General features: G+C 64.1%; 22 protein-coding genes. 14 read left to right on the top strand and 8 right to left on the bottom strand.

The genetic code is table 11. From position 1 onward, the window contains the following. Positions 1-28 precede the first annotated feature (28 nt). From I6F17_RS02675 to I6F17_RS02660, 4 genes are all read left to right on the top strand, one after another. Positions 29-3358 (top strand): adenylate/guanylate cyclase domain-containing protein, encoded by a 3330-nt coding sequence (locus tag I6F17_RS02675; RefSeq protein ID WP_225124018.1) that lies wholly within the window; start codon positions 29-31, stop codon positions 3356-3358. A 315-nt stretch (positions 3359-3673) separates the two neighbouring features. Continuing rightward, entirely contained in the window at positions 3674-4954 is a 1281-nt protein-coding gene (locus tag I6F17_RS02670) for an HlyD family secretion protein (protein WP_225124019.1), read from the top strand. 12 nt (positions 4955-4966) lie between these two features. Next, positions 4967-7135: a glycosyltransferase gene (locus I6F17_RS02665; protein WP_225124020.1), complete on the top strand. Its 2169-nt coding sequence runs from the start codon at positions 4967-4969 to the stop codon at positions 7133-7135. A 195-nt stretch (positions 7136-7330) separates the two neighbouring features. Further along, positions 7331-9235, top strand: coding sequence for a diguanylate cyclase (locus tag I6F17_RS02660; RefSeq protein WP_225124021.1), 1905 nt, complete (start codon positions 7331-7333; stop codon positions 9233-9235). Between the two features lie 31 nt (positions 9236-9266). Here I6F17_RS02660 and phaZ read toward each other — a convergent pair whose 3' ends face one another. Beyond that, positions 9267-10490 carry a polyhydroxyalkanoate depolymerase gene (phaZ, locus tag I6F17_RS02655; protein WP_085969180.1) on the bottom strand — a complete coding sequence of 408 codons (1224 nt, stop codon included), beginning with the start codon at positions 10488-10490 and terminating at the stop codon, positions 9267-9269. Between the two features lie 165 nt (positions 10491-10655). Between phaZ and I6F17_RS02650 the strand changes: the two genes are divergently transcribed. Beyond that, entirely contained in the window at positions 10656-11312 is a 657-nt protein-coding gene (locus tag I6F17_RS02650; protein WP_225124022.1) for a glutathione S-transferase family protein, read from the top strand. Positions 11313-11590: 278 nt separating this feature from the next. Here I6F17_RS02650 and I6F17_RS02645 read toward each other — a convergent pair whose 3' ends face one another. Beyond that, positions 11591-11815, bottom strand: coding sequence for a hypothetical protein (locus I6F17_RS02645; protein ID WP_024339451.1), 225 nt, complete (start codon positions 11813-11815; stop codon positions 11591-11593). Positions 11816-11998: 183 nt separating this feature from the next. Here I6F17_RS02645 and I6F17_RS02640 point away from each other — a divergent pair, with 183 nt between their 5' ends. Next, on the top strand, positions 11999-12355 hold the full coding sequence (locus tag I6F17_RS02640) for a hypothetical protein (RefSeq protein ID WP_225124023.1): 357 nt from the start codon (positions 11999-12001) through the stop codon (positions 12353-12355). Positions 12356-12364: 9 nt separating this feature from the next. On the opposite strand, the gene I6F17_RS02635 is transcribed toward I6F17_RS02640, so the two are convergent. Further along, a complete protein-coding gene (locus tag I6F17_RS02635) occupies positions 12365-13468 on the bottom strand; it encodes a mandelate racemase/muconate lactonizing enzyme family protein (RefSeq protein WP_225124024.1) in 1104 nt (367 codons plus the stop codon). Between the two features lie 171 nt (positions 13469-13639). Here I6F17_RS02635 and I6F17_RS02630 point away from each other — a divergent pair, with 171 nt between their 5' ends. The 4 genes from I6F17_RS02630 to I6F17_RS02615 all read left to right on the top strand — a co-directional run bounded on the left by I6F17_RS02630 (position 13640) and on the right by I6F17_RS02615 (position 17923). Further along, positions 13640-14485: an AraC family transcriptional regulator gene (locus tag I6F17_RS02630; protein WP_225124025.1), complete on the top strand. Its 846-nt coding sequence runs from the start codon at positions 13640-13642 to the stop codon at positions 14483-14485. Between the two features lie 136 nt (positions 14486-14621). Next, positions 14622-15548 (top strand): SMP-30/gluconolactonase/LRE family protein, encoded by a 927-nt coding sequence (locus I6F17_RS02625; protein WP_036042150.1) that lies wholly within the window; start codon positions 14622-14624, stop codon positions 15546-15548. Positions 15549-15667: 119 nt separating this feature from the next. After that, positions 15668-16261 carry a GNAT family protein gene (locus I6F17_RS02620; protein ID WP_036042149.1) on the top strand — a complete coding sequence of 198 codons (594 nt, stop codon included), beginning with the start codon at positions 15668-15670 and terminating at the stop codon, positions 16259-16261. A gap of 15 nt (positions 16262-16276) precedes the next feature. Beyond that, the gene (locus I6F17_RS02615) at positions 16277-17923 is read left to right on the top strand and encodes a GMC family oxidoreductase N-terminal domain-containing protein (RefSeq protein ID WP_036042147.1); all 1647 of its coding nucleotides are present in this window, start codon (positions 16277-16279) and stop codon (positions 17921-17923) included. Between the two features lie 1040 nt (positions 17924-18963). Here I6F17_RS02615 and I6F17_RS02610 read toward each other — a convergent pair. Together I6F17_RS02610 and I6F17_RS02605 are read right to left on the bottom strand one after the other, a co-directional pair. Then, the gene (locus tag I6F17_RS02610; protein ID WP_036042145.1) at positions 18964-19806 is read right to left on the bottom strand and encodes a MoxR family ATPase; all 843 of its coding nucleotides are present in this window, start codon (positions 19804-19806) and stop codon (positions 18964-18966) included. 107 nt (positions 19807-19913) lie between these two features. Next, complete coding sequence (locus I6F17_RS02605; RefSeq protein WP_008559660.1) at positions 19914-20159, bottom strand: GlsB/YeaQ/YmgE family stress response membrane protein; 246 nt, start codon at positions 20157-20159, stop codon at positions 19914-19916. 123 nt (positions 20160-20282) lie between these two features. On the opposite strand from I6F17_RS02605, the gene I6F17_RS02600 reads away from it, so the two are divergent. The 3 genes from I6F17_RS02600 (at position 20283) to sseA (ending at position 22980) form a co-directional block, all read left to right on the top strand. After that, the gene (locus I6F17_RS02600) at positions 20283-21458 is read left to right on the top strand and encodes a VWA domain-containing protein (RefSeq protein WP_036042143.1); all 1176 of its coding nucleotides are present in this window, start codon (positions 20283-20285) and stop codon (positions 21456-21458) included. 124 nt (positions 21459-21582) lie between these two features. Next, the gene (locus tag I6F17_RS02595; RefSeq protein ID WP_028179894.1) at positions 21583-21996 is read left to right on the top strand and encodes a rhodanese-like domain-containing protein; all 414 of its coding nucleotides are present in this window, start codon (positions 21583-21585) and stop codon (positions 21994-21996) included. A 126-nt stretch (positions 21997-22122) separates the two neighbouring features. Beyond that, positions 22123-22980, top strand: coding sequence for a 3-mercaptopyruvate sulfurtransferase (gene sseA / locus I6F17_RS02590; RefSeq protein WP_225124026.1), 858 nt, complete (start codon positions 22123-22125; stop codon positions 22978-22980). Between the two features lie 171 nt (positions 22981-23151). On the opposite strand, the gene I6F17_RS02585 is transcribed toward sseA, so the two are convergent. Further along, complete coding sequence (locus I6F17_RS02585; protein ID WP_225124027.1) at positions 23152-23907, bottom strand: hypothetical protein; 756 nt, start codon at positions 23905-23907, stop codon at positions 23152-23154. Between the two features lie 368 nt (positions 23908-24275). On the opposite strand from I6F17_RS02585, the gene I6F17_RS02580 reads away from it, so the two are divergent. Beyond that, the gene (locus tag I6F17_RS02580; protein ID WP_225124038.1) at positions 24276-25484 is read left to right on the top strand and encodes a L,D-transpeptidase; all 1209 of its coding nucleotides are present in this window, start codon (positions 24276-24278) and stop codon (positions 25482-25484) included. Positions 25485-25543: 59 nt separating this feature from the next. On the opposite strand, the gene I6F17_RS02575 is transcribed toward I6F17_RS02580, so the two are convergent. Continuing rightward, entirely contained in the window at positions 25544-26506 is a 963-nt protein-coding gene (locus I6F17_RS02575) for a D-2-hydroxyacid dehydrogenase family protein (RefSeq protein WP_225124028.1), read from the bottom strand. Positions 26507-26637: 131 nt separating this feature from the next. Further along, complete coding sequence (locus tag I6F17_RS02570; protein ID WP_036042131.1) at positions 26638-26853, bottom strand: hypothetical protein; 216 nt, start codon at positions 26851-26853, stop codon at positions 26638-26640. Positions 26854-26978: the final 125 nt, after the last annotated feature.

The following is a 26978-nucleotide window of genomic DNA, read 5'->3' as shown; positions in this document are numbered from 1 at the left end:
ACCGCCAACCGCACGATCGGTGGAGCCAATGCAGATTGCGGAGTGGCTCGAGAAGCTGGGGCTTGCGCAATACGCGGAGCGCTTTGCCCAAAATGGGATCGACATAGGCGTCCTTCCCGAACTGATGGACGAGGACTTCGATAAGCTCGGAGTCCTGCTCGGCCATCGCCGCAAGATGCTGCGTGCTATCGCTGACCTCGATCCGGCCGCGTTGATCGCATCTCCCGCTCCTCCTCAGGACGCCGAGCGGCGTCACCTCACGGTCATGTTTTGCGATCTGGTCGGCTCGACTGCGCTCTCGGCGCGTCTGGATCCCGAGGATATGTGGGAGGTGATCCGGGCCTATCGCGCTGCCTGCGCGAGCGTGGTTGCTGCTTATGATGGCAGGATAGCCAGATTCGTCGGCGACGGAATACTCGTCTATTTCGGCTATCCGCGCGCCCACGAAGATGATGCCGAGCGCGCGGTGCGCGCCGGCCTCGACATGATCTCCGCGATACGCCAGCTCAAGACAGGGACTGACGAACCAGCTGAACTGCGGATCGCAATTGCGACCGGGCTTGTGGTGGTCGGCGATCTCATCAGCGGAGACGCGTCGGAGGAGCACGCAACCATCGGCGACACACCAAACCTCGCCGCCCGGCTCCAGAGCCTGGCGGAGCCGGGGGTCGTCGTCGTTGCTTCATCGACGCGCCGGCTGCTTGGCGATCTCTTCTCCCTGCGCAATCTCGGCCGCCGGGAGGTCAAGGGAATAGCAGACCCGATCGCAGTCTGGGCGGTGGAAGGAGCGACCGCATCCGAGAGTCGCTTCGAGGCAGTCCGTGCCGCGCGCTCGATCGGCTTTGTCGGCCGCAAGAACGAGATCGAGTTCATCCTCTCGCGGCAGCGGGAGGCATGGCAGGGGCGGGGCCAGTTCGTATTGATTTCCGGCGAAGCGGGCATCGGCAAGTCGCGTATTGTAGCAACGCTGTCAGAAAGCCCCTCGTTGGGGTCGCACCGTCGCGTGCGATATCAGTGTTCGCCTTACCACACCAATAGTGCGCTTCATCCCTTCGTCGCGCAGCTCGAGCGCGCCGCCGGAATTCGCTCGCACGACACGGCGGATCAAAAACTCGACAAGCTCGAGGCAATGCTCGCAATAGGAACCCAGCAGGTCGCCCGGGCAACACCGCTCATTGCGGCTCTGCTTTCGATTCCCACCGGCGACCGTTGCCCGCCCCTCGGCTTGAGCCCGGCGCAGCAGCGGCGGCAGACTTTTGCCGCCCTTCTCGATCAGCTTGAGGGACTGGCGCGAGGCCAGCCGCTGCTGATCATCTGCGAGGATATGCATTGGGCCGACGCCACGACACTTGAACTGTTCGATCTCGCGGTCGATCGGATCAGGGGACTGCCGATAGTTGTGCTCTTGACGTCCCGGCCGGAGTTCGAGCCCTCCTGGTCCGGCCTTGCCAACGTCAGTCTGTTGCGGCTCGACCGGCTCGATCGGCAGGACACGCGCGCGCTCGTCGAGCAGATTGTCGTCGGTCGCCCGCTGCCACGCGAGATGATGGAGCAGATCATCGACAAGACCGATGGCATTCCGCTATTCGTCGAGGAATTGACCAAGATGGTGCTAGAGTCCGGGCTGCTCGTTGAGGATGCCGGGCGCTACCGCCTGAATAATCCGCTGCCACCGCTTGCTATCCCCGCGACGCTGCAGGATTCGCTGATGGCGCGGCTTGATCGGCTCGCTCCGGTCAAGGAGGTGGCCCAGATAGGAGCCGCCATTGGCCGCGACTTCTCGTACGCGCTGCTGAAAACCGTGGCGGGACGCGACGATCTGACGCTGGGCGCGGCGCTGGGACAACTTGAAGAGGCCGAACTGCTGCTGCGTCGTGGGACACCGCCCGAAGCAAATTACAGTTTCAAGCATGCCCTTGTTCAAGAAGCGGCCTACGAGAGCCTGCTCAAGAGCAAACGGCAGGTGCTTCACACGCGGATTGGTGATGTCCTGCGCGAGGAGTTTCCAATCGTCGCCGAGACCGAGCCGGAAGTTCTCGCGCACCACTTCACCGAGGCGGGGCTGAGCGAGATCGCCCTCGAATGGTGGCGCAAGGCGGGCCAGCAGGCGTTGAAACGCTCGGCCTATTCCGAGGCGATCGCGCATCTCGGCAAGGCCATCGCGATCGCCGATCAATTGCCTGGCGAGCCCCACCGGATGATGAGCAGGCTGCATCTTCAAATCGCATATGGCCGTGCCTTGCGGGGCAGCCTCGGCCACAGCGCTCCGGAAACGGTCGCCGCATGGACGCGCGCGCGACAATTCGCAGCCGGTATCGATGATCCCGTTGAACTTGCGCCGGTCCATTCCGGCCTCTTCAATGCCTGCCTGACCCATGGCGAACTTGCTCCAATGCGGGAGCTGGCGGATGCCATCAGGAGCACCGCTGAGCGACGGCCGGACTCGCCGGTGGCCGCCGTCGTGGCCCATTGGACTGGGGGCGTGACCTGCTGGTTCGCCGGCGAGTATTTGAACGCGCGTACGCATCTTGAGCGGGCGCTGGCGATCTATCGGGCCGAACCGGATCCCGCGACCTTCAGGGCTTCGGCGCTGGATCTCCCGTTCGTGATCATGCGATTTCTCGCTTTGGTGCTCTGGCCGCTCGGCGACATCGCTCGTGCGCGCAAGCTCGCCGCGGAAGCGGTGGGTACTCCGGGAGAAAAACGGGCGCTGTCCCAGGCCAATGCGCTGGTTCATCGCGCGGTGTTCGACGGAGTATGCGGGGGCATGTTGCAGCAGACAGAGACGATCCTGGCGCTCGGTCTCGCGCGCGACCACACGATGCCGCTGTACGTGGCCGCCGGCACCTACCTGAACGGCCTCGCCAAGTGGCGTGCAGGCGACCGAATGACCGGACTGGCGGACATGCGTCACGGCTGGACCTTCCTGCACGAGAACGATTGCTACCTCTGCGAGCCGTTCTGGGGGATGCATGTCTCCCTGGCGATTGCAGATGTAGGCGAAGTCGAGACCGGGCTGGAAATCCTGGACGAATTGATCGCCGGGACGGGACAATCCGGGCAGCATTGGCTTGATGCCGAGCTGCATCGTGTCCGCGGTAAACTCTCATCGCGCCATGACCCTTCGGACGAATCCAGTGCCGAAGATGCCCTCAAGCGAGCGCTGGACATCGCACGACATCAGCAGACCAAGACTTTCGAGCTGCGCAGCGCTCTTGAACTTGCACGCCTGTACAAGACAAATGGCCGTGCGGATGCGGCATCCGAAGTGCTCGCGCCCGTACTCGCTGAATTCGAGGCGGAGCATGGTCTTCCCGAATTCGCGGAAGCGAAAGAGCTGCTTAGGAATGGGCGTTAGCCGCGCCGCCATTCGATCAGTACAAGCGCCGCCGATTTCAAGCCAGAATAGGTCGGCATCTTGTTCTCGATTCCGGAGCAGTAGTTCTCCGGTTTTGACACGTCTTAACCTGCTGTGGTGAAAGCTAGATATGCTTCTCGTGGTTGCGAGGAGGAGTCTGCTGCGGCGGCGAATCCTGATTTTCGGCAAGCGGCATTGTCGGATTGCTCATTGCCTCAAGGCGCAGGCTTCATGCCAACGCCGGGGCCATGCGGCGATTGGCTTGCCTTCGCAGGGGGCAGGCGGAGCGACCAAAGCCCATTTGGAGATCCAGTCGTGGTTCGCTTGCATGTCGAACGTTTCATTCGCAGCCGGATCGCTCGGCGTTCCCTGGCACTCGGGATCATCGCTCTCAGCGGATGGGCCCTGTTGCCGTATGTGACCTACCGAATCGCCCCCTCCGCCTATGTCAATGCCGAGCTCATGCGGGTGACTGCGCCGATAGCGGGTCAGCTCTCGTCAGATCTTCCACGCAAGGGTGAATATTTCGAGCACACCCGGATTGTGCCGCTGGTCGAGGCGCGTTCGCCGGATCGCCGGCACCTCATGGATCTTGATCAGCAGCTGGCCATGTCCACCAAACGCGCCGAGCTCGCACGTCGGCAACTCGAGGAAATCGCCGAGCTCGATCGCAAGCTCCGCGAGCGAAGCGAGAACTATCGTTCGGGGATGGTAGCGCGCCTGAGCCACGAGATAGCCGAAACGGAAGCTGAAAAAAGTGGCTGTCTTGCTGAGGCGCGGCAGCGGAACGATGTCGCGGGCCGGATGGAGAGGCTCGTGAAGCTCGGCATCAGTTCGCAGATCCGCTCCGGTGAGGCCCAGGCGTCGCAGGAGGCAACCGCAACGCGGTGCCAGATGGCCGATGAGCGCCTGCAGCGCCTCAAGACGGAACTGGGGGCGGCTGACAAGGGCATTTATCTTCGTGGCGATGCCAACGACGTGCCCTATTCTCAGCAGCAGCGCGAGCGGCTTGTCCTCCGCCGCCAGGAGCTCGAGACAGACCTGTTGCAGAACAGCTCACGTGCCGCGCAGCTGGCCGCGGAAATCGCAGAGGAACGCACTCGACTTGATCGTCTCGATCACTACGATCTGTCCTTGCCCGCAGCCCATGTGGTCTGGTCGGTCGCTGCCAGCCCGGGCTCGATGGTCACGGAAGGGCAGTCGGTCTTCGATTTCGCAGATTGCGAACGCCGGTTTATTGTTGTTGAACTACCCGAGCGCGATTTCGAGAAGATCAAGGCCGGAGATGCGGCTACCGTCCGTCTGATTGGGAGTCGCGAATGGAAGAGCGGCCAGATCCGGCAGGTCCGCGGATCGGCCGCGTACGGCGATGATCGGCTGCTTGCGGCTCGGGTGCCGCGGCCTGATCCGGGCAACATTACCATTGAGATATCGCTTCCGCCGAATGAGACGTCGGCCGACCGCAACGGCTCCTGCGATATCGGACGCTTGGCTGAGGTGCGCTTCGAGCGCAGAGCCGACGGCCTGCTACGATTGGTCGGCTCGAAGTTGAAATGGCTGACCGCTCGCCTGGAACTCGACCAATCGCCCCTGTGAGCGAGAGGTTCCATGCAGGCCATGACTCTCTCTCTCTCTCAGCTGTTCGCGCCGATGCTGAGCATCTTTGCTGCGATGTATCTGTTGGCGCCGACCTTCCCGGTCGCGCGCACTTGGGCGCGTCTCGCGGTCTTTGCCGTGGTTTGGCTTGTGGTGGCCCGCTATCTCGAATGGCGTATCTTCACCACCGTGCTGCCGGCAAGCGGGACCTGGTATCAGGTCGGCTGGATCTGGTTCTGTCTGTTCGTCGAGCTTCTGACTTTCACAGATCAGTTCATTCTCTATCTGACGTTCCTTCGCAGGACCGATCGCCGAAGCGAAGCAGATCAGCACGAGCGTCGGCTTCGCAGCCTGCCGGATGATGAGCTGCCCTCGGTCGACGTCTTTATTCCGACCTACGACGAGCCATTCGAGGTGCTGGAAAAGACGATCACCGGCGCGCTGTGCCTGGACTATCCGAACGTCCAGGTGTGGGTCTTGGATGATGGTCGCAGGCCTTGGCTCAGGGCACTCTGCACGCAAAAGGGCGCCGGCTATCTCACGCGCGCCGACAATTTGAATGCCAAGGCCGGCAATATCAATCATGCCCTGACCAAGACGAGCGGCGAGTTCTTCGCGATCTTTGATGCGGATTTCGTGCCGCAGCGCAATTTCCTGATGCGCACGATGGGCTTCTTCGCTGATCCAAAGGTCGGAATCGTTCAGATCCCGCACGCCTTCTACAATGAGGACCCGATGCAGGCGAATCTCGGCCTGCACAGGGGACTGCCGGACGAGCAACGGTTCTTCTTCGATTCCATCATGCCCGCGCGCGACGGCTGGGATGGTGCCTTTTGTTGTGGTTCCAACTCCGTCACGCGTCGCGCAGCACTCCGCGCGGTAGGCGATGCCTTGCCGACCCAGTCCATTACGGAAGACATCCTGCTGACGCTCGTCCTGCTGCGCAAGGGATACGTCACCCGCTATCTCTGCGAACCGCTGGCGATTGGACTGGCGCCGGAAAGCCTTGATGCCTTTTTCGTGCAGCGGCAACGCTGGGCGCGTGGCGCGATTCAGACGCTGTACCTCGCCGCCGGTCCGCTCGGCCCCGGACTGGGCTTGATGCATCGGCTCCTCTTCTTTCCGACGCATTGGCTCTCATTGGGCTTGCGGGCGCTCATGGTCGTGGTGGTTCCGATCGTGTTCATGTGGACCGGCTTGGCGCCTGTCGTCGATGTCACCCCCGAATCGGTGTTCTACTACTTGTTCCCCGCGATCCTGGCGCTCAACGGCGGCATCTCCTGGTTCGCGCCGCACGTGCATTTTCCGCTCGCCGCTCAGGTGTCGGCGACGATCCAGAGCTTCAAGATATTGCCGACGGTGCTGGGGACTCTCGTCAAGCCGGCGGGACATGCGTTCAGGGTGACGCCGAAGGGCGCTGCCGCGCGGCGCGCAAGTTACGCTGCGGAGATATTCTGGCCGTCGGCGGTCTTGATGGCGTTGACGGTTGTCGGTGTGGTTATGAACACGATCCCGGAATGGCGCATCATCGATCATCCGGCGGCTCTACCGATGGTCGCCTTCTGGTCGGTCGTGAACATCGTCGTGCTTTTCTTCGTCTGTATGACCTCGCTGCAGGCGCGGATGGGACGTACCGAGGAGCGTTTCGACATGGACGAAACTATCTTGATCCAGACCGCGACCGGCGAGCAGCTTTCTGGACGCGTGAGCAACATCTCCCTCTCTGGCGCCGGCGTTCTGCTTGGCTCCGGTATTGACTGTCCTCGCGCCGGAGAACCGCTGCGCGTGCACATCATGCAGGTCGGATGGGTCGATGCGGTGATTGCGCAACAAAGGGGCCGGCTCATCGGGGTGCAGTTCAAATTGCCGCAGTCGCTTGAACGAGACCTGCTGATCCGCAAGCTCTTTACCGTCGCCCGTCTGAAGCGGAAAGGTGTCGTCGCGTGCTCGGTGAATAGGGCGATGCTTAAGAACATCTGGTTGATGGCCGCACCGTTGCCCCACATTGTTGCAGGCGGCGCGAAGCCCGCGTCGGTCTCGCCGACCGAGCGTCTGCCGGCAGAGAGCATGGTCATTCGGCCTCAACCGCGGACAGACGATTTTGCACTTCTTGCCGGAGCTCGAAGCCTGCATCCGACGAGTTTTACTGAACCTGGCTTTGGCCGAGTGGCCGGACAGTAATCGAAGCCGTCGCGCCGAGTTGATTGCTGTGTTGTCCTTCTCGCCGGACCAGTCCATGCGCTATCGATCGACGGTCAAGCCGCTCATCGATGCCGTCAATCTCCTTCCGGTGTTCTCCCATAAAATCACAAGCGGAACGAGCAACCATCCTTTGGCCCAAGGCGTTTACGGGGTTGAGGGTGCAGGGAGCATCTCTTGATCGATCACCGCAGCGATCTTCGGAAGGGGCGTCTGACGCTCTGGGCCTCCGCATTCGTGGCGGTCGCTTGCTTGGCGATTGTCGCGCTCAGCGGCTGGCGGGAGTGGTCCCAGCGACAGACGCTGCTGAAGGGCTCCGAAACAGACGTGGCCAATCTGGCCCGGTCGGTGACGCAACACGCGGACGATACGTTCGAACTCGCGGACACCGTTCTCAATGTGTTGGTCGGCCAACTCGAACTCGAGGGGACCAGCCCGGCGGCGATCGCAAAGATTCAGACCTTTCTCTCCCGGCGCAAAGCCGCGAACCGGATTCGAGCTGTGTTCGTCTATGACGAGACCGGCCGCTGGCTCGCAACCAGCGAGCCCGTGGATTTCGCCGGCCTCAACAACAGCGACCGCGAGTATTTCCAGCATCATCGCGCCGTGGCTGAGCGAGGAACCTTCATTGGGGGTCCAGTGAGGAGCAGATCGGGGGGGCAATGGATCATCACAGCGTCAAGGCGCTTCGATCATCCTGACGGCAGTTTTGCCGGAGTGGCTCTTACCACGATCGATGTCGACTATTTTTTGCAATTCTATCGCGGATTCGACGTTGGGCAGAACGGCTCAATTGCACTGGCGACCGCGAAGGGCGTTGTCCTCGCGCGTAGCCCGGACAACGGATATACGGGTCGCGATCTGTCGAATGCACCGCTTTTTAGGAATTTCCGCGAGCGGCCAAGTGCGGACGTCTACTACTTCACGTCGCCTCTCGACGGCGTTCGGCGTCTGAGCTTTTATCAACTCAGCAGTCGCTACCCTGTTGTCGTGGTTGCGACGGAATCGGAAGACGACGTCTTGGCCCCCTGGCGCAAAGCGGCGCTGACGCGCGTGGCTGCGGTGCTGGGACTGATAGGAGGGCTCGCTGTTGCGGGGGTTTGGCTGGTGCGCCAGTTGCACATGCGGCAGAAGATGGCCGCTGCTCTGATCGCCAAGGAGGCGGATTTTCGTCTCCTCGCGGAGCAGTCGGGAGACATGGTCATGCGTATAGCGGTCGATGGACGGATTCTCTATACGTCGCCGTCCAGCGCGCGAGTCCTCGGCTGGGCTCCGAACGAATTGGTGGATACGTCGGCCCTCGCCGGCATAAATCCGGCGGATCTGGCGCGGGTTGAGGAGACGATCTCCGCGTTGATGAACGGCGAAGCCGAGGAGGCGAGAATCACTTATCGCACTCGGCATCGCGAGAAAGGCGAGGTCTGGATCGAAACCGCACTGCGCGTCGCCAGGAGTGCGCAGAGTGGAGACATCAACGGCGTGGTGGCGATCTCGCGCGACATGACCGAACGAAAGGACCTGGAGGATAAGCTGGCGGCTCTCGCCAGTTCGGATGGCCTGACGGACTTGGCAAACCGCAGACACTTCGACGAGCGGCTAGAGGCGGAATGGGACCGAGCCAGGCGCGAAGGAAGGCCTCTGTCACTGTTGCTGATGGATGTCGATCATTTCAAGAGTTTCAATGATCAGTACGGGCATCAGGCGGGCGATGCATGTCTCCGCTCGGTCGCCGGGGTCCTGGCAGAACAGGCCCGGCGGCCAGCAGACTTGGCCGCTCGGTATGGTGGTGAGGAATTCGCCTTGCTGCTACCAAATACGGACACAGGAGGGTGCGAGCAGGTCGGCGAGCGAATCCGGCAAGCGATTCAAGACCTCGGCATCCTGCACGCGCTCAACCCGCCATCCAAGCAGGTCACCCTCAGTATTGGTGGCGCCACACATATGTCGTTCGGCGATAATGCTGATTTCACGTCGTTGATAGCGGCCGCGGATAAGGCGCTCTACGCCGCCAAGGAGAGCGGGCGCAACCGCCTTGTGATGTCAGGGCAAATCATCGCGTGGCCCAGCGCGATACGAGCTTGAAGAGTAGCTCTCGTGCGCCGCGGCGTGCGCCTCACGAATTCACGTGCACGAAATCCCGCAACAGCGGATAGATCTCGTTGTTCCAGCGCTTGCCGGAGAACACGCCGTAATGGCCGACGCCGGCCTGCATGTGGTGGACGCGGCGATAGGCGCGCACGCCGGTGCAGAGGTCCTGGGCGGCGAGCGTCTGGCCGATCGAGCAGATGTCGTCCTTCTCGCCCTCGACCGTCATCAGCCCCATGCGGCTGACCGCCCTGGTGTTCACGGGACGGCCGCGATGCATCAGCTTGCCTTGCGGCAGGAGATGCTCCTGGAACACGTCGCGCACGGTCTCGATGTAGAATTCGGCCGGCAGATCCATCACGGCGAAATATTCGTCGTAGAAGGTCTTGATGGTCGCGGCCTTCTCCTTCTCGCCCTTGGCGATGTGGTTGGCGAGGTCGAGATGCTGCTTGATGTGGCGCTCGAGATTCATCGAGACGAAGGCGGTGAGCTGCACGAAGCCGGGATAGACCTTGCGCAGGGCGCCGCGGCATTGCACCGGCACGTAGTTGATCAGATTGCGCTCGAACCATTCGATCGGCTTGCTCTTGGCGAATTCGTTGACCCTGGTCGGCTGGATCCGCGTGTCGATCGGGCCGGCCATCAGCGTCAGCGTCGCCGGGCGCGAGGGATGGTTGTCCTCGCACATGATCGCGGCGGCCGCGAGCGCGGAGACGGACGGCTGGCAGATCGCCACCATGTGCGGGCGCGGCCCGAGCTGCCCGAGGAAGTCGATCAGGTGCTCGGTGTAGTCGTCGAGCCCGAAGCGGCCCTCGCTGCGCGGGATGTCGCGCGGATTGTGCCAGTCGGTGATGTAGACGTCGTGGTCCTGCAGCAGCGTCTTCACGGTGCCGCGCAGGAGCGTGGCAAAGTGTCCGGACATCGGCGCAACCAGCAGCATGCGCGGCTGCTCGGCCACGCCGTGTTTCCTGAAGTGCAGCAGCGAGCCGAACGGCGTCGCGTAGGCGATCTCCTCGCTGACCGCGACCTCGCGGTTGCCCACCATGACGCTGTCGATGCCGTAGGCGGGACGGTCATAGGTGAGGGTGGAGCGCGAGATCAGCTCCAGCGCGGCCGAAAGCCGGCCGACCACTTGGTCCGATGAGCCCTGAGGCACCAGATTGAGGAATTTGAGTGCGGACGAAGCCCCCGCGCGCCATGGCGCCGTCAGGTCCATGTGGTTCTGAAAAGCCTGATAATACATCGACATCATACTGAAGCGCCCACTTGCCTCCTGTCGTGATGCAATATCGAAGCCAGACGGGAGCCGGACCGCCCGGAAAATTGGCACGTCGCTTGCTGCGCCCCGGTCGGGTAGGCACAGATCACGGGCACGCACGCGCGGCGGTGCGTTGCCCAGGCGTGAGGGAAGGGCTCTATGGCGAAGGCGACACTGACCATCAGCAGCAAGAACTACTCGTCCTGGTCGCTGCGTGGCTGGCTGCTGACGAAATTCTCCGGGCTCGATTTCGAGGAGATCGTCACGGCGCCGGACGATCCGTCGGCGCGTGCGGAGATCCTGCTGCTGTCGTCCTCGATCCTGGTGCCGTGCCTGCGGCACGAGGGCGCCGTGGTCTGGGATACGCTGGCGATTGCCGAATATCTCAACGAGGTCATGCCGGACGCCGGCCTGTTGCCGGCCGACCGCATCCAGCGCGCCCATTGCCGCTCGATCTCAGGCGAAATCCATTCCGGCTTCACCACGCTGCGCGCCTCGCTGCCGGTCAACCTGAAGGGGCACTTTCCCGGCTTCAAGATCTGGTCGCGGGCGCAGGCCGATATCGACCGGGTCTGGTTCGTCTGGCGCGACTGCCTGGAGAAATCGGGCGGTCCCTTCCTGTTTGGCGAGAAGCGCACCATGGCGGATGCGATGTACGCTCCCGTCGTAACGCGCTTCGTGACCTATGACGTCAAGCTCGCACCGCCACTCAAGGCCTACGCCGACACCATCATGGCCATGCCCGAGATGCAGGAATGGGTCACGGCGGCGAAGGAGGAGCCGGCCGAGATCGAGGAGCTCGAGGTCGAATATTAGGCAGGCGTTGCACGGCTATGCCTGTTTCGAGGGCGGCGGCCCTCCGCTGCGGACCGCGGCGCTATGCCCTTGCAGATTAACCTTTGGACCCGGCGACAGACGCCTGCGATCCGGCCGGCTGCGCAGATATTGTGCGCGCCTGCCGAACCGCAGCGAGATCTAGCCGTGAACAGGTGCGTACAAGGCGTTTCGGCTGATTCGGACGTGATTCGTTCGGGCCGCGTTCCGAAGGTTAAAGCGCAGCGCGGCTCCGTCGCATTTTGAAACAGACACCGCCTTCAGGCGGCCCCGCGCTGCTTCACGCGCGGCAGGCGCCAGCCGATCACGGTTGCTTCCACCGCAATCCCGGCCTCGTGGTTTTGCCAGCGTCCTTCGACATAGCGGCAGGCGAACGGCAGTTGATACGTCCCGCTGTGATCCTCGCACAGCACTTCAAGTGGCAGGCCCGGCGGTGGTTCTCCGGCGCCATCGAATTCCGCCAAACGTCTATCGCGCGTTGCCATTCCAAAAATCTCCCCTAAACAAAGCCGCGGAGAGCGCCCACTTCTCCCGCATGCGGTTCACTGCTCCCCGTCCCAGGGGAACGGGCCCAAGCTCAACGCGAGAATGCGGTGCGAGTGTGGTAGCCTCACGCTGCAGCGCGCAAACAGCGCACATTGATGTGATCGACTGGCCGAGGAACTTTCATGCTGCTTCGAAACGCCGGCCTCTGTTTCGCAATGTTGCTGCTCGCAACGCTGGCGCCTTTGCCCGTGCTCGCGCAGGACGTGCCCGGCATCGAGATATGCACGGTCGAGAAGACCATGGAGCGCCGCACCAGCTGCCTGCAGAGCAATGTCGACTTCCTGCAGAAGACGATCACCAAGCTCAGCCTCGACCATCAGCAGAAGCTGGATGCGGCTCATCGCCAGATTGATGCGCTGAAGACGGCCGTCGCCGGGCTGCAGAAGACGCTTCTCGATCTCCAGGCCGCGCAGGCGAAGACCACTGAGGATCTGAAGAAGAAGCAGGACGCGCCGCCGGCGAAGGATGCTGCGAAATAGGCGCGCCGATCACGCGACGCGATAGCGCTCCATCACGCCACGATCGGGCTCGTAGCCGAGCCCGGGACCCGAGGGCACCGCGACATGGCCGCTTGCATCGACATCGGCGCGGCCGCCCCAGAGGCAGGCTTCGCGCTTTAGATAGAACATCTCGACCAGCCCGTCGTCGCGCGTCGCGAGCAGATGCAGCGTCGCCAGCAGGCCCGGGCCAAAGTAAGGCGAGTGCGGCACGATCCTGATGCCGAGCCGATCGGCCAAGCCTGCGACCTTCAGGAATTCCGTGATGCCGCCGACCTTGATGACTGACGGCTGGGCGTGGCTGACCGCGCCCGCTTCCATCATCTGGCGGAATTGATATTCGGTGCAGGCATTCTCGCCGGCGGCAATTCCGAGCCCGCTCTTGCTGCGCACCTCGGCAAGCGTGGCGAAGTCTTCCGGCGGCCAGACCGGCTCTTCGAGGAACATCGGCTGCGCGTCGCGGCATGTCGCCGCGAACGCGATCGCCTGCTCCCCGGTCAGCGGGCAGTTCATGTCGACCATCAGTGGAATGCTGGGGCCGATCGCCGCGCGCGCGGCGAACACCGCAGGCGTCGTGGTCTCGTGCAGCTTGATCGCGCCATAGCCGAGCGTGAGCGCCTTCCTGCACTCGGCGGCGATGTTGTCGGGCGAGCCGATCCGGAGCAGGCTCGCGTAAGCCGGGATCGCCGTGCGCCTGATCTCGCCCAGCAGGCGGTGCAGCGGCACGCCCTTGATCTTTGCGGCGAGGTCCCACAGCGCGATATCGAGCCCGGAGATCGCGAACATGGTGATGCCGTAGCGGCCGAACAGATGCAAATTGCGCTGGATCTGCTCCATCACTTCGGGAATGCCGGCCGCATCGGGCACCTTCAGCCCGCGGGCCTGCGGTGCGATCATCTCCTCGACCGCGCTGCGCGTCGTGCGCGGGCAGACATAGGCGAAGGCATCGCCCCAGCCGGTGAGCCCGGCATCGGTCGTGACCTCGACGAGGACCATGTCGAGCGCGGTGATGGCGGACGCGCCCTGGCGGAAGCTCGCGACACCGGCATCATAGGGGATGCGGATATGGTGCGCCCGCACATCGGTGATTTCCATGACCCGGTTCCTCTTTCTCGTGAGCGGTTTCGGCGAGTGTAGCCACGAACACCGGGGCGTTGCCAGCTTCCATTGACCGGCTATCCTCATGCGAAGGACAGCAATGCCGATCAAGCAAAGCGACGCCGATCGGCGCATCATCACCGCGCTTCGAACAAGGGCCTAACAGCCATGAATCCAGCCCAGCGCGCGCTCTGGTATATCGAGAGCCATCTCGCCGAGCCGATGACGCTCGACGAGATCGCTGCGATCTCGGGCGTCTCGCGGTTCCACATCGTGCGTGCGTTTGCCGCAGCCGTCGGTCTGCCGGTGATGCGCTACGTGCGCGCGCGGCGGCTGACGGAGGCGGCGCGCAGTCTGGCAAAGGGCGCACCCGACATCCTGTCGCTGGCGCTGGAGGCGGATTACGGCTCGCACGAAGCTTTCACCCGCGCGTTCCGCGACCAATTCGGCACCACGCCTGAAGCGGTGAGGGCGGCAGCGTGCGTCAACCAGCTCAGGCTACAGGAGCCGATTCTCATGGATTCCACCATGCTCGATACTCTCGCCCCACCGCGCTTCGAGACGGCAAAGGCCTTCCTCGTCGCCGGCCCCGCCGAGCGCATCTCCTGCGACAACGGTGCCATGATCCCCGGTCTATGGCAGCGCTTCAATCGGGAGGTCGCCGACATTCCCGCGCGCGTCGGCCAAGGAAAAGATCAAGTCGCCTACGGCGTCTGCTGCAACGGCGATGATGCCGGCAATTTCGATTACATTGCCGGCGTCGAGGTCGCCGATTTCTCCGACCTGCCGCGCCGCTTCGGTCGCATCCGCATTCCGGAGCAGCGCTATGCGGTGTTCACGCACAAGGATCACGTCGCCTCGATCCGGCGCACCGTCAACACGATCTGGAATCAATGGCTGCCGGCGTCTGGCCTGAAAGCCGCGGACGCGCCGAACTTCGAGCGCTATGACGAAAAATTCGATCCCGCCACCGGCAACGGCGGCTTCGAAATCTGGATACCTGTCAGCGAATAACACGCAACGCTGGCATACCGTCCCGCTTGCTTGGCAAGCTCCGGCGACTTTGCCATAACCGCAGGCAAATCTTGCCTGCGGGGGCCGGTGCCGGACATCCCGTGCAAGCCATAACAAGCAGCCGGGAGGGTCTCCAATGTCCAACGTCCGCGTTCTCGCCACCGACCTCGAATTTCCCGAAGGGCCGGTCGTGATGCCGGACGGTTCGGTGGTGCTGGTGGAGATCCGCGGCCAGCGGCTGACGCGCGTCTATCCCGACGGCCGCAAGGAGATCGTGGCCAAGATTCCCGGCGGCCCGAATGGCGCCGCGCTCGGGCCCGACGGCAAGATCTACATCTGCAACAATGGCGGCTTCTCCTGGATTCCGGCCGGCAAGATGATCATGCCCGGCCCGCAGCCGGACGATTATCTCGGCGGCGCGATCCAGCGCGTCGATCTGCAATCCGGCAAGGTCGAGACCGTCGTGACCAAATGTGGCGCGCACGATCTGCGCGGGCCGAACGACCTCGTCTTCGACAAGCACGGCGGCCTCTGGTTCTCCGACCTCGGCAAGCGGCGCGCGCGCGAGATGGACGTCGGCGGCATGTATTACCTCAAGCCCGGCATGAGCGAGATCGTCGAAATCGTGCATGGCGTATTGCCGGCCAACGGCATCGGCCTGTCGCCGGACGAGAATACGGTGTACATCGCGGAGACGCCGACCGGGCGGCTCTGGGCCTATGAGCTCTCGGCGCCGGGCACGCTCAAGCCGCGCGATCCGATCTATCGCGGCGAGCGCGGCCAGCCGATCTGCGGCCTTGGCGGCTACCAGATGTTCGACTCGCTCGCGGTGGAAGCGAACGGCAATGTCTGTGTCGCCACGCTCGTTTCCGGCTGCATCTCGGTGATCGCGCCCGACGGCACCCTGGTGGAACAGGTTCCGACCGGCGACCGCGTCACCACCAACATCGCCTTCGGCGGCCACGAGCTGAAGACCGCCTATATCACGCTGTCGGGCAAGGGCGAGCTGATCGCCATGGACTGGCCGCGCGGCGGATTGCCGCTCAATTTCTTGAACAAGTGACAATAGCGTAAAACGCGATTGTCATCCCGGGGCTATGCGGAGCATAGAACCCGGGATCTCGAGATTCCGGGTTTGGCTCTTCGAGCCGCCCCGGAATGACAATCATAAGGAACCATAGAATGCCCTGGCCCGATCCCATCACCCTGCGCGGACAGCACGCCCGGCTCGAGCCGCTGTCGCATGATCATCGCGAGGGGCTGGTCGAGGCCGTCAAGGACGGCGAGCTGTCGAAGTTGTGGTACACCGCGATCCCGCTGCCGGAGAACATGGGCAAGGAGATCGACCGCCGCTTAGGCCTGCAAGCCGCGGGCTCGATGCTGCCCTTCACCGTGTTCGATGCCGGCGGCAAGATCGTCGGCATGACCACCTACATGAACATCGACGCCACCAACCGCCGCGTCGAGATCGGCTCGACCTGGTATGGCAAGAGCGCGCAGCGCGGCCCGCTCAACACGCAGTGCAAGCTGCTGCTGCTGCGCCACGCCTTCGAGACGCTGAACTGCATCGCGGTCGAGTTCCGCACGCATTTCTTCAACCACCAGAGCCGCCGCGCCATCGAGCGCCTGGGCGCCAAGCAGGACGGCATCCTGCGCAGCCACCAGATCGCGCCGAACGGCACGTTGCGTGATACTGTCGTCTACAGCATCACCGCCGCCGAATGGCCGACGGTGCAGGCGCATCTCGAATTCCAACTCAACGACAAGCCGCGCTAGGGCGGCCGAGGGACCATGGATAGATTTGATTATGTGATCGTCGGCGCGGGCTCCGCCGGTTGCGTGCTCACCAGCCGGCTCAGCGAGGACCCCAACACCAGCGTCTGCGTGCTCGAGGCGGGCCCGTCCGATTGGCATCCCTACATCCATCTGCCGGCGGGCTTCATCAAGACCTTCCACATGAAGAGCATCAACTGGGCCTACCAGCAGGAGCCCGGGCCGTGGACCGGCGGGCGCAGCATCTACGCGCCGCGCGGCAAGACGCTGGGCGGCTCGTCCTCGATCAACGGCCACATCTACAATCGCGGCCAGCGCATGGATTTCGACACCTGGGCGCAGATGGGCAATCGCGGCTGGGGCTATGCGGACGTACTGCCCTACTTCCGGCGGCTGGAGAAGCGGATCGGCGAGGGCGAGGAAACCTATCGCGGCCGCGACGGAAACCTCATCGTCACCACCATGAACTGGCGCGATCCGCTCTGCGAGGCCTTCATGGAAGGCGCGGTCTCGCTCGGCATTCCCCGCAACCCCGACTACAACGGCAAGACCCAGGAAGGCGTCTCCTACTGCCAGCGCACCATCAACAACGGCCTGCGCGTCTCCGGCGCCACCGCGTTCCTCAAGCCGGCGATGAAGCGGCCCAACGTGCATGTGCGCACCCATGCGCACGCGACCGAGATCATCTTCGAGGGCAAGCGCGCCGTCGGCGTGCGCTACATGAAGGGCGGCCGCGGCGGCCATCCTGTCGAAGTGCGCGCCAACAAGGAGGTGATCCTCTCCGGCGGCAGCTATAATTCGCCGCAGCTGCTGCAGCTCTCCGGCATCGGCTCGCCGGATCTGTTGCAGCAGCACGGCATCGCCGTGCGTCACGCGCTGCCGGTCGGCGAGGGCCTGCAGGATCACTACGCCCCGCGCACGGTGGCGCGCGTAAAAGACATCAAGACCATCAACGAGCTCCGCCGCGGCTTCTCGCTGTGGATCGAGGCGTTGAAATGGGCGACCCAGCGCAAGGGCCTGCTCTCGCTGTCGCCGACCATGGTCTATTGCTTCTGGCATTCCGGCGAGAGCGCGGAGAGCTCCGACCTGCAGCTCACCTTCACGCCCGCCTCCTACAAAGAAGGCGTGCAGGGCCAGCTCGAGGACGAGCCCGGCATGACGGTGGCGTCCTGGCAGCAGCGTCCCGAGAGCCGCGGCTATGTCCGGATCCGCTCCAGCGATCCGTTCGCGCCGCCGATCATCCAGACCAATTATCTCGACGCCGAGCTCGACCGCCGCGTCATCGTCGGCGGCATGAAGCTGGCGCGGCGCCTCTTGAAGAGTGCGCCGCTCTCGCCCTATTACGCCTACGAGGATTTCCCCGGCCCCAACGTCAACTCCGACGACGAATTCCTGGCCGCCGCCACCGAGCGCGGCACCACCACCTTCCACCCCGGCTGCACCTGTCGCATGGGCCCTGCGGACTCGACGTGGGCGGTGGTCGACGACCAGCTCCGCGTCCACGGCCTCGAAGGCCTCCGCGTCATCGACGCCTCGGTGATGCCACGCATGATCTCGGCAAATTTGAATGCGTCCACGATGATGATCGCCGACCGCGCCTCCGACCTCATCCGCGGCAAGGCGCCGATGGAAGCCGCAAGGATTCCGGAGGCGGCGGTGGCGTGAGCAGCGCAACTGCGTAGGGTGGGTTAGCGAGCGGCCGCGCAAAGCGTGGCCGTTTGCGTAACCCACCACTTCTGCCGATGCGGAAACAAAAGAGGTGCGGCCCGTAACCCGTCGGGCAAAACACCCGGCAGCCCGTCAAGCCCTCCCCGCGAAAATATTCCACTTTACCGAAATTCGGAATTGCGGCATAGATCGCAGCAGCCCGGCCCACGGAAGAGGGGCGGTTCGCGAGTCGTTCGAAACGCGGGCCGGGTTGCGGTGGACGCGGCAGCGTCGGCACGATGGGTGCGGGCAGGGCGGGTAGTCCCTGTGAGCCCGAGGCCCCGTGCAGACGAACGGCGCTGAAGTCCGGCGAAGCCTCTTGGCGAAGCCGGAAGAGCTGCGTACGGCAAAACCGTGTGGTCCTGGCCGTCGTTGCTACGGTCAAGCTGGCCGCGGAGATGCGCGCGAGCCCAACCGGGCGGACGGCATCGTCAATTCGCGGGGCGAGGGAGGCCAGAAGGAATTCGGCTCCCGGGAGAGCACGGCATAAGCCGTCCGACCATCGCGCAGGGAAGGCCGAGTGATCGGCGACACCTGTATGCTGCTGTGCGGTTTCTCTGCGTGTGCTTTTCGCGCAGCGGACCGCGGGTGCCCGTCGGCACCCGGTCTTCCCTGCGCCCTCTTTCTTTTTGGGGCAATGGAATGGAGCAAAGCTCGGGCGAGATGAGCCGCGAGGCTGCGAAGGTGTGTCTGCAATAGAGATGCGAGTCGGACAACGACGCCGTTGCCCCTTGCTCCGTCATTGCGAGCGAAGCGAAGCAATCCAGACTGTTTCCGCGGAGGGATTCTGGTTGTTTCGCTGCGCTCGCAATGACGATGTGGAAGCAGGCGCGTGCCACATTCTCACTGTCATCGCCCGGCTTGACCGGGCGATCCAGTATTCCAGAGGCGGCTGGGATGGAATCGAAAGGCTGCGGCGTACTGGATTCCCCGCCTTCGCGGGGAATGACACCAATGTTTTGAGCGACAGCGGAGCGTTATCGTGAGTGAGCCCCAGCCTACACTTCCCTTCTGCTCAAGAACGCTAGCCGCTCGAACAGATGCACGTCCTGCTCGTTCTTCAGCAGCGCGCCGTGCAGCGGCGGGATCAGCTTGCGCGGGTCGCGCTCCCGCAATTGCTCGGCGCTCATGTCTTCGTTGAGCAGCAGCTTGAGCCAGTCGAGCAGCTCCGAGGTCGAGGGCTTCTTCTTCAGGCCGGGCACCTCGCGCACTTCGAAGAAGATGCGCAAGGCTTCCTCGACCAGGCGCTTCTTGATGCCGGGGAAGTGGACGTCGACGATGCGGCCCATCGTGTCGGCGTCGGGGAACTTGATGTAGTGGAAGAAGCAGCGGCGCAGGAACGCGTCCGGCAGCTCCTTCTCGTTGTTGGAGGTGATCATCATGATCGGGCGCTGCTTCGCCTTGATCGTCTCGCCGGTCTCGTAGACATGGAATTCCATGCGGTCGAGCTCGAGCAGCAGATCGTTGGGGAATTCGATGTCGGCCTTGTCGATCTCGTCGATCAGGAGCACCGGGCGCTGCTCGCTGGTGAAGGCGTCCCACAGCTTGCCGCGCTTGATGTAGTTCCGGATGTCGGATACGCGCGCATCGCCGAGCTGGCTGTCGCGCAGGCGCGACACCGCGTCGTATTCGTAGAGGCCCTGCTGCGCCTTGGTGGTGGACTTGATGTGCCACGTCAGAAGCGGCGCGTTCAGCGCCTTCGCCACTTCCTCCGCCAGCACCGTCTTGCCGGTGCCGGGCTCGCCCTTCACCAGGAGCGGACGCTCGAGCACGATCGAAGCATTGACGGCGACCTTGAGATCGTCGGTCGCAACATAGTCCTTGGTGCCGGTAAATTTCATCGCGCGTCCTTGTTGGTCGTCGCCGCAACGCATTGCCAGTATCAATGGCCTCGGTCACGACAAGCGAGCGGCCGCTCGCGGCGGCCGTTCCTGGTTCGGTCAGGCTTTCAGACCCGTTTTATCAGCGAAAGGATGACGAGCACAATCACCGCGCCGATCGTGGCGTCGACGATGGCGCCGATCGTGCCGGTTGCCAGCTGGATGTGCAGCTGTGGCAGAACCCAGCTCGCCACCAGCGCGCCGATGATGCCGACAACGATGTTGCCGACCAGCCCAAATCCCGCCCCGTGGACAATCTTGCCCGCAAGCCAGCCGGCGATGGCACCGATGATCAGCGCTGCGAGAATTCCCATTGCAAACGTCCCACAAACAACCCCTCATTGTCGCCAATTCTAGAGCAAAAAGCCTGCCGGTCCAACGTCCCGCAGCGGCCTCCGCCCCTTGACGTTCGCCACCCGACGGGCAATCTGTCACCCATGTTCCTGCAATTCTTCACCTCTCTGCGCGATGCGCAGGTCCCCGTGACGCTGCGCGAATACCTCACGCTGATGGAGGCGCTCGACGCTGACCTTGCGGACTATACGGTCGAGAATTTCTATTACCTGTCGCGCGCCTCGCTGGTGAAGGACGAGCGCAACCTCGACAAGTTCGATCGCGTCTTCGGCACGGTGTTCAAGGGGCTGGAAAGCCTGCTCGAGGCCATGGACAAGGCGGAGATCCCCGAGGAGTGGCTGAAGAAGCTCGCCGAGAAATACCTGACCGAAGAAGAGAAGAAGCAGATCGAGGCCATGGGCTGGGACAAGCTCATGGAGACCTTGAAGAAGCGCCTCGAGGAGCAGAAGGGCCGGCACCAGGGCGGCAGCAAATGGATCGGCACCGCCGGCACCTCGCCGTTCGGCGCCCATGGCTACAATCCCGAAGGCGTGCGGATCGGCCAGGAGAAGAACCGCAACAACCGCGCCGTGAAGGTGTGGGACAAGCGCGAGTTCAAGGATCTCGACGGCAATGTCGAGCTCGGCATCCGGAACATCAAGGTGGCGCTGCGCCGCCTGCGCAAATTCGCGCGCACCGGCGCGCCCGATGAGCTCGATCTCGACACCACCATTCGCGAGACCGCCAATCACGGCTATCTCGACGTGCACATGCGACCCGAGCGGCGCAACGCGGTGAAGCTCTTGGTGTTCTTCGACATTGGCGGCTCGATGGATGCGCATATCGAGCAGGTCGAGGAGCTGTTCTCGGCGGCGAAGAGCGAGTTCAAGCATATGGAGTATTTCTACTTCCACAATTGCCTCTATGAGGGCGTGTGGAAGCAGAACAAGCGCCGCTTCACCGACCGCACCCCGACCTGGGACGTGCTGCACAAATACCCGCACGACTACAAGGTCGTGTTCGTCGGCGACGCCTCGATGTCGCCTTACGAGATCATGGTGCCCGGCGGCTCGGTCGAGCACGTCAACGAGGAGCCGGGCTCGGTCTGGCTCGACCGCATCATCCGCACCTATCCGCATACGGTGTGGCTGAATCCGGTGCAGCAGAAGCACTGGGACTATTCGGAATCCACCACCATCATCAAGCGCATCTTCGCCAACCGGATGTATCCGATCACGATCGAGGGGCTGGAAGCTGCGATGAAGGAATTGACGCACTAGCGCCCGCCGTCATTCCGGGGCGATGCGCAGCATCGAGCCCGGAATCCATCGGGCCGCAGCGCGTGTAGAGAAATGGACCGGGCTCGCGCTGCGCGCGCCCCGGAATGACAAGAGGGAGAACCATATGCCCCAGACCATCACCCGCGGCATCAAGGCGCTGATCGACGAGGCCAATGCCGAGATCGAGACGCTCACAGCCAAGGACGCCATCGAGATCTCCAAGAACGGCGACGTCGTCATCGTCGACATCCGCGATCCCCGCGAGATCGAGCGCGACGGCCGCATCCCCGGCGCCTTCGCCTGCACCCGCGGCATGCTCGAATTCTGGATCGACCCGCAGAGCCCGTACGCAAAACCGATCTTCCAGGAAGACAAGAAGTTCGTGTTCCACTGCGCCGGGGGCTTACGCTCCGCGCTCGCGGCCAAGACCGCGCAGGACATGGGCCTCAAGCCCGTCGCCCACATCGCCGGCGGCTACGCCGCCTGGCGCGATGCCGGCGGGCCCACGGAGAAGTGGGAGCCGAAGAAGAAGGGGTGACCCCTCTCGTCATTCCGGGGCGCGACGAAGTCGCGAGCCCGGAATCCATTCATCCGCCGACTCTGCCGCGCGATGGATTCCGGGCTCGCGCTACGCGCGCCCCGGAATGACCGCAAGGAAAAGCCCATGACCACCGCCACCGACCCCCTCGTCTCCACCGAATGGCTCGCCGCTCACGTCGGCGATGCCAACCTCAAGATCCTCGACGCCAGCTTCAAGCTGCCGGGCGTGCTGCCGCTGCCGAAGGACGACTATCTCGCCGCGCATCTGCCGGGTGCCGTGTTCTTCGACGTCGATGCGGTGTCGGATCATTCCAACCCGCTGCCGCACATGTTTCCGAGCGCGGAGCAGTTCGGCCGCGACGTCGGCAATCTCGGCATCTCCAACGCGGACACCGTCGTGCTCTATGATGCCGGCGGCTGGGTCGCAGCGCCGCGTGCGTGGTGGATGTTCCTGTCCTATGGCCACAGCAACGTACGCATTCTCAATGGCGGCCTTAAGAAGTGGCGCACTGAGGGACGCGCGACCGAGAGCGGCGAGGTCAAGCCGAAGCCGGAGACCTTCACGGCGAGCTATGACGCAAACCGCGTGCGCAGCATGCAGCAACTGATCGCCAATGTCGAAAGCCGCAACGAGCAGGTGATCGACGCGCGCGCCGCCGATCGCTTCGAAGCCCGCGCGCCCGAGCCGCGCCCGGGCATCCGCTCCGGTCACATCCCCGGCGCCCGCAACGTGCCCTACAATCTGCTGTTCGACGCCGCGACCGGCGAGATGAAGCCGCTCGACGAGCTCCGCGCCGCCTTCACGAATGCCGGCGTCAAGCTGGATGCGCCGATCGTGACGAGCTGCGGCTCCGGCGTCTCGGCCGGCGTGCTGACGCTCGCGCTCTACCGCCTAGGCATCACCGACACCGCGCTCTATGACGGCTCGTGGTCGGAATGGGGCCAGGCCGGCGGCCCGGCCATCGCGACCGTCCCGGCTTGATATGAGTATTGGAGGCGTTCGCGCTTCCACAGCGTCATGGCCGGGCTTGTCCCACGGCTGTCCACGCCTTGACGCGCAGTACGAAGAACGTGGATGCCCGGGACAAGCCCGGGGCATGACGACCTCTGTGAGCGTTCCAGATCGGCTCCCGCAAGCGGGGAGAGGTGAAGATCACCGCGTGCGTGCGGTCGTCGTTGTCGCGAAAGCCGGCTGCTGCTGACCGAACGGATCGAGCTGCTGCTGCAGCTGCTGAGGCGGCGGGCGCCGCACCACGCGCTGGCGCTTCTTGGCCTTGGCCTTGCGCTTGGTCGCCTTGCTGTCCGACTTGGTGCTCTCGGCCTTGACCTTCGCCGGCGCGTCCGTCGCGGCCGCTGCAACGTTCAGCGCAGCGAGCCTTGCGGAGGCGACATCAAGCGCCGCGGCGGCGAGGGCCGGGTCAGCCGGTTCCGGCTCGCTGGCGATTGCGGCAGGCTGGGCCTCGGGAATCCCGGCCGTGGTGTCGGCGGGGGTCAGCGTATCGATGGAAGCCGGCGCTGCGGCCGCCCCGGTCGGCTCGGGCTTGTCTGGTTCGATGGCCGGCACTTCAGCCATGGGCGCGGCGGCCTCGGGCTGGACGTCCGTCTCGGTCGTGAGTGCGGCCACCTGTTCGGGCTCGCTCAAGGGCAGAGCGATGGTCGGCACCTGGTCGCGTAGCGATGGCGTGGGCTCGGCGGCCGGCTCCGGCTCGGCCCGCAGCAGAGCGAGCACCGGCTGGGCCGGCTCGGGCGCTTGCGCAAACACCTGCTCCTGCGGCCCGTTCCGCCAGCCGGGGTTGTTGACATATTGCTGATGGGTCGCCCGGAGCAGCGCGGCGGCCCCTAGGCCGAACACCAGGATGGAGGTTGACAGCAGGATCGCGGCAAACAGGAAGCGAAAGCCGGGAAGCATTGAGCGATTGCGAATTTCCGCCCCGGCGGCGGAAGTGGCCGGGGCTCAAGAGCCATCTGAACGCGGTGACGGTACTGCTTGCCGCGTTCGCCACGCGGGATCGGAGCTCAAAAAGGTGGCGAATCAGGCTGATTCGACCATATCGCAACGTCTCCGCATCGTTCCGTTAAAATCGCGGCCGACCATCGCGCCAATCGAAGGCGCGATACGATTTCAGCCCCGTGATGCAACGGGGCAACGGTAGTCTTGCGGATCACAAATCGGCAAATCCGGCGCAAATGCGCCTGATATGTCTTGAATGTGCCGCTATCTTCCGTCATCTGGCCGTTAACGGTCCGGTCGGGCTTGGGGACTATACAAGAGCGATGATGATCAAACACTTTCTGACGATATGCGCTGCAACAGTCGCTGCGGCGGGAACCTCGCTCGCTCAGGCTCAGAGCTATCCGATCCAGCAGGTGCCAAGCTATGGCGCGCCGGCCGAATATCGGCCCGGTGACCGCATGCCGAATTTCGACGCGCTGGATGAAGACGACGAGGCGATGCCGCATGCCTCGCTGCCGCCGCCCGGTCCGGCCGACGATCCGCGCTACGGCCGTCCGATGGGCGCGCCCCAGGTCTATTCGGCCGCCCCGCCCCAAGGTCCGGTGATGTCGCCGGATGATCCGCGCTATGGGCGCCCGGCTGGCGCCCCGCCGGTCTATTCGGCCGCGCCGCAGGGCCCCGTGATGTCGCCCGATGATCCCCGCTACGGCCGGCCCGCCGGTCCGCCAGCGGTGATCTACGCCGACCGTCCGCCTCAGCAATCGCCCGCCAATGATGGCCTGCGTCCGCCCGAGGCTGTGGGCGGTCCCGCCGCGACCGGGACGGTCCAGACCGGGCAGCCGCCCGTGGGCACGGATGGCCGCCCGGTGACCTTGGCCGCGCTGCCGCCCGAGGAGCAGCCCGATGCTGCGCCGGTGCAGCTGCCGCCGAACCTGCGCCGTCAGGAGGTTGCGTTCCAGACCAAGGAGCCGCCCGGCACGCTCGTGGTCGATACGCCCAACACCTACCTCTATTACGTGCTCGGAGGCGGCCGTGCGATCCGCTACGGCGTCCGCGTCGGCCGCGACGGCTTCACCTGGACCGGCGTGCAGAAGATCACCCGCAAGGCCGAGTGGCCGGATTGGCATCCGCCGACCGAGATGATCGAGCGTCAGCCCTATCTGCCGCGCTTCATGGCCGGCGGCCCGGGCAATCCGCTCGGCGCCCGCGCGATGTATCTCGGTTCAACCGTCTACCGCATCCACGGCACCAACCAGCCTTCGACGATCGGCAAGTTCGTCTCCTCCGGCTGCATCGGCATGCTGAACGAGGACGTCTCCGACCTGTTCGAGCGCGTCAAGGTCGGCACCCGCGTTGTCGTGATGCCGGGTGGTCCGCCGCCGGGAACGGCGACGGCCTCCGCCGCGCCGACCCCGGGCGCAGCCGCACCCGGTATTGCTGGTCCAGCTCCGATGTCGGCCCAGGCCGGCCCGGTCCCCGGGACGCAGCCGACCGTGGTGCCGCCGCTGCCCGCACCGGTCACCGTGCGCTGATCGCCGCGAGACAAGGATTCGAATTGCAATGGGCGTGCCTTGGCACGCCCATTGTCGTTTCAGGCCAGCCGGCGCGGCAGCTCAGCGCCCTTCGTGAAGGCGTCGATCGCCTCGACCATCTGGCCGTAATGGATGCGGAGGCCTTCCGTGGTGGCGTAACCCAGATGCGGCGTCAGCACGACATTGTCGAACTTGCGGAAGGGATGGTCGACCGGCAGCGGCTCGACCGAGAACACGTCCAATCCTGCACCTGCGATCTTGCGCTGCTGCAAGACTTCCAGCAGCGCCTGCTCATCCACGATCGGCCCGCGCGCGGTGTTGACGAGGAACGCCGTTGGCTTCATGCGCGCCAGATCGGCGCGGCTGACGAGACCGCGTGAGCGCTCGCTCAGCACCACATGGATGGTGACGATGTCGGCCTTGGCGAAGAGTTCGTCCTTGGTGGCGTAGCCGACCCCTGCCGCCGCGCATTTCTCCGGCGTCAGGTTCGGGCTCCAGGCGATCACGTTCATGCCGAACGCCTTCGCAATGCCCGCCATCTTGCTGCCGAGCTTGCCGAGCCCGACGATGCCGAGCGTCAGCCCTTCGATCTCGACTCCGGCAAATGTCTGCCAGGGCTCGCCGGCATGCATGCGCGCGTTCTCACGACCGATGCCGCGGGTCAGTTCGAGGATCAGGCCCATGGTGAGCGGCGCCGTCGGATCGCGGGAATATTGCGTGCCGCCGACGGCGATGCTGCGTGCCTTGGCTGCCTCCATGTCGATCGCTGCATTGCGCATGCCTGAGGTCAGCAGCAGCTTCAGCTTCGGCAGGCTCTCGAATAGGCTCTTCGGGAAAGCCGTGCGCTCGCGCATCGCGCAGATGATTTCGAAGTCGGTGAGCGCACTGGCTGCGGCCTGCTCGGAGGCGAAGGGATGGCTGAACACGCTGACGTCGACGCGATCCGACAATTTCGGCCAGTCGGCGACGTCGAGGGCGAGATTAAAATAGTCGTCGAGGATTGCGCAGCGCAGCCGGCTCATCAGCGTTCGTCCATGGCGAGAGGTGAAGGCGCCGGGCGGGCGCCGTCATTGGAACCTGGCCATGGTTTGCGCGCAATCGCGCCAGCGCGCAAGCAGCCTGCGCCTTCAAAAATCCGATAGGAGATCGTCGCTCAGAGGTCGCGGGGCTTCAAGCGGAACGGTGCATCCATGCCGTGCTTGGCGCGCCAGGCGGGGCCGGGGCCGCGCATGTAATGCAGTTCGGGCCGGTAGGGATTGAAGGCGGTGACGAAGAAGTGCTTCCAGAAGGCCTTGATCTCCGAGGCGAACCCGAAAGTGCGCCCGGCTCCTGCCGGAACAGGAAGAGAATGGGTCTGGATCAGAGCCATGATGCGGCCTCGCTGTGCTCCCCGTTCGTTCTGAGCGGGTGGCGCTGTTTCCGCGCGAAGCCGAGCTTTGGCCTGATTTATTAAAAGATGGTTTCAATTGTCCGGATCGGTGGCCGGATGGTTTC

Source organism: Bradyrhizobium sp. NBAIM18 (assembly GCF_020193825.1).
Taxonomy (GTDB): domain Bacteria; phylum Pseudomonadota; class Alphaproteobacteria; order Rhizobiales; family Xanthobacteraceae; genus Bradyrhizobium; species Bradyrhizobium yuanmingense.
This window is presented reverse-complemented; position numbering and strand designations above follow the sequence as displayed.

What these genes read in the sequence shown, in the direction of transcription:
- sseA (WP_225124026.1), top strand. Translation starts at nt 22,123, where the DNA reads ATGACCACCGCCACCGACCCCCTCGTCTCCACCGAATGGCTCGCCGCT.
- I6F17_RS02615 (WP_036042147.1), top strand. Translation starts at nt 16,277, where the DNA reads ATGGATAGATTTGATTATGTGATCGTCGGCGCGGGCTCCGCCGGTTGC.
- I6F17_RS02645 (WP_024339451.1), bottom strand. Translation starts at nt 11,815, where the DNA reads ATGGCAACGCGCGATAGACGTTTGGCGGAATTCGATGGCGCCGGAGAA.
- I6F17_RS02610 (WP_036042145.1), bottom strand. Translation starts at nt 19,806, where the DNA reads ATGAAATTTACCGGCACCAAGGACTATGTTGCGACCGACGATCTCAAG.
- I6F17_RS02600 (WP_036042143.1), top strand. Translation starts at nt 20,283, where the DNA reads ATGTTCCTGCAATTCTTCACCTCTCTGCGCGATGCGCAGGTCCCCGTG.
- I6F17_RS02575 (WP_225124028.1), bottom strand. Translation starts at nt 26,506, where the DNA reads ATGAGCCGGCTGCGCTGCGCAATCCTCGACGACTATTTTAATCTCGCC.
- I6F17_RS02635 (WP_225124024.1), bottom strand. Translation starts at nt 13,468, where the DNA reads ATGGAAATCACCGATGTGCGGGCGCACCATATCCGCATCCCCTATGAT.
- I6F17_RS02640 (WP_225124023.1), top strand. Translation starts at nt 11,999, where the DNA reads ATGCTGCTTCGAAACGCCGGCCTCTGTTTCGCAATGTTGCTGCTCGCA.
- I6F17_RS02630 (WP_225124025.1), top strand. Translation starts at nt 13,640, where the DNA reads ATGAATCCAGCCCAGCGCGCGCTCTGGTATATCGAGAGCCATCTCGCC.
- I6F17_RS02625 (WP_036042150.1), top strand. Translation starts at nt 14,622, where the DNA reads ATGTCCAACGTCCGCGTTCTCGCCACCGACCTCGAATTTCCCGAAGGG.
- I6F17_RS02665 (WP_225124020.1), top strand. Translation starts at nt 4,967, where the DNA reads ATGCAGGCCATGACTCTCTCTCTCTCTCAGCTGTTCGCGCCGATGCTG.
- I6F17_RS02675 (WP_225124018.1), top strand. Translation starts at nt 29, where the DNA reads ATGCAGATTGCGGAGTGGCTCGAGAAGCTGGGGCTTGCGCAATACGCG.
- I6F17_RS02570 (WP_036042131.1), bottom strand. Translation starts at nt 26,853, where the DNA reads ATGGCTCTGATCCAGACCCATTCTCTTCCTGTTCCGGCAGGAGCCGGG.
- I6F17_RS02580 (WP_225124038.1), top strand. Translation starts at nt 24,276, where the DNA reads ATGATCAAACACTTTCTGACGATATGCGCTGCAACAGTCGCTGCGGCG.
- I6F17_RS02585 (WP_225124027.1), bottom strand. Translation starts at nt 23,907, where the DNA reads ATGCTTCCCGGCTTTCGCTTCCTGTTTGCCGCGATCCTGCTGTCAACC.
- I6F17_RS02595 (WP_028179894.1), top strand. Translation starts at nt 21,583, where the DNA reads ATGCCCCAGACCATCACCCGCGGCATCAAGGCGCTGATCGACGAGGCC.
- I6F17_RS02605 (WP_008559660.1), bottom strand. Translation starts at nt 20,159, where the DNA reads ATGGGAATTCTCGCAGCGCTGATCATCGGTGCCATCGCCGGCTGGCTT.
- I6F17_RS02650 (WP_225124022.1), top strand. Translation starts at nt 10,656, where the DNA reads ATGGCGAAGGCGACACTGACCATCAGCAGCAAGAACTACTCGTCCTGG.
- I6F17_RS02620 (WP_036042149.1), top strand. Translation starts at nt 15,668, where the DNA reads ATGCCCTGGCCCGATCCCATCACCCTGCGCGGACAGCACGCCCGGCTC.
- phaZ (WP_085969180.1), bottom strand. Translation starts at nt 10,490, where the DNA reads ATGATGTCGATGTATTATCAGGCTTTTCAGAACCACATGGACCTGACG.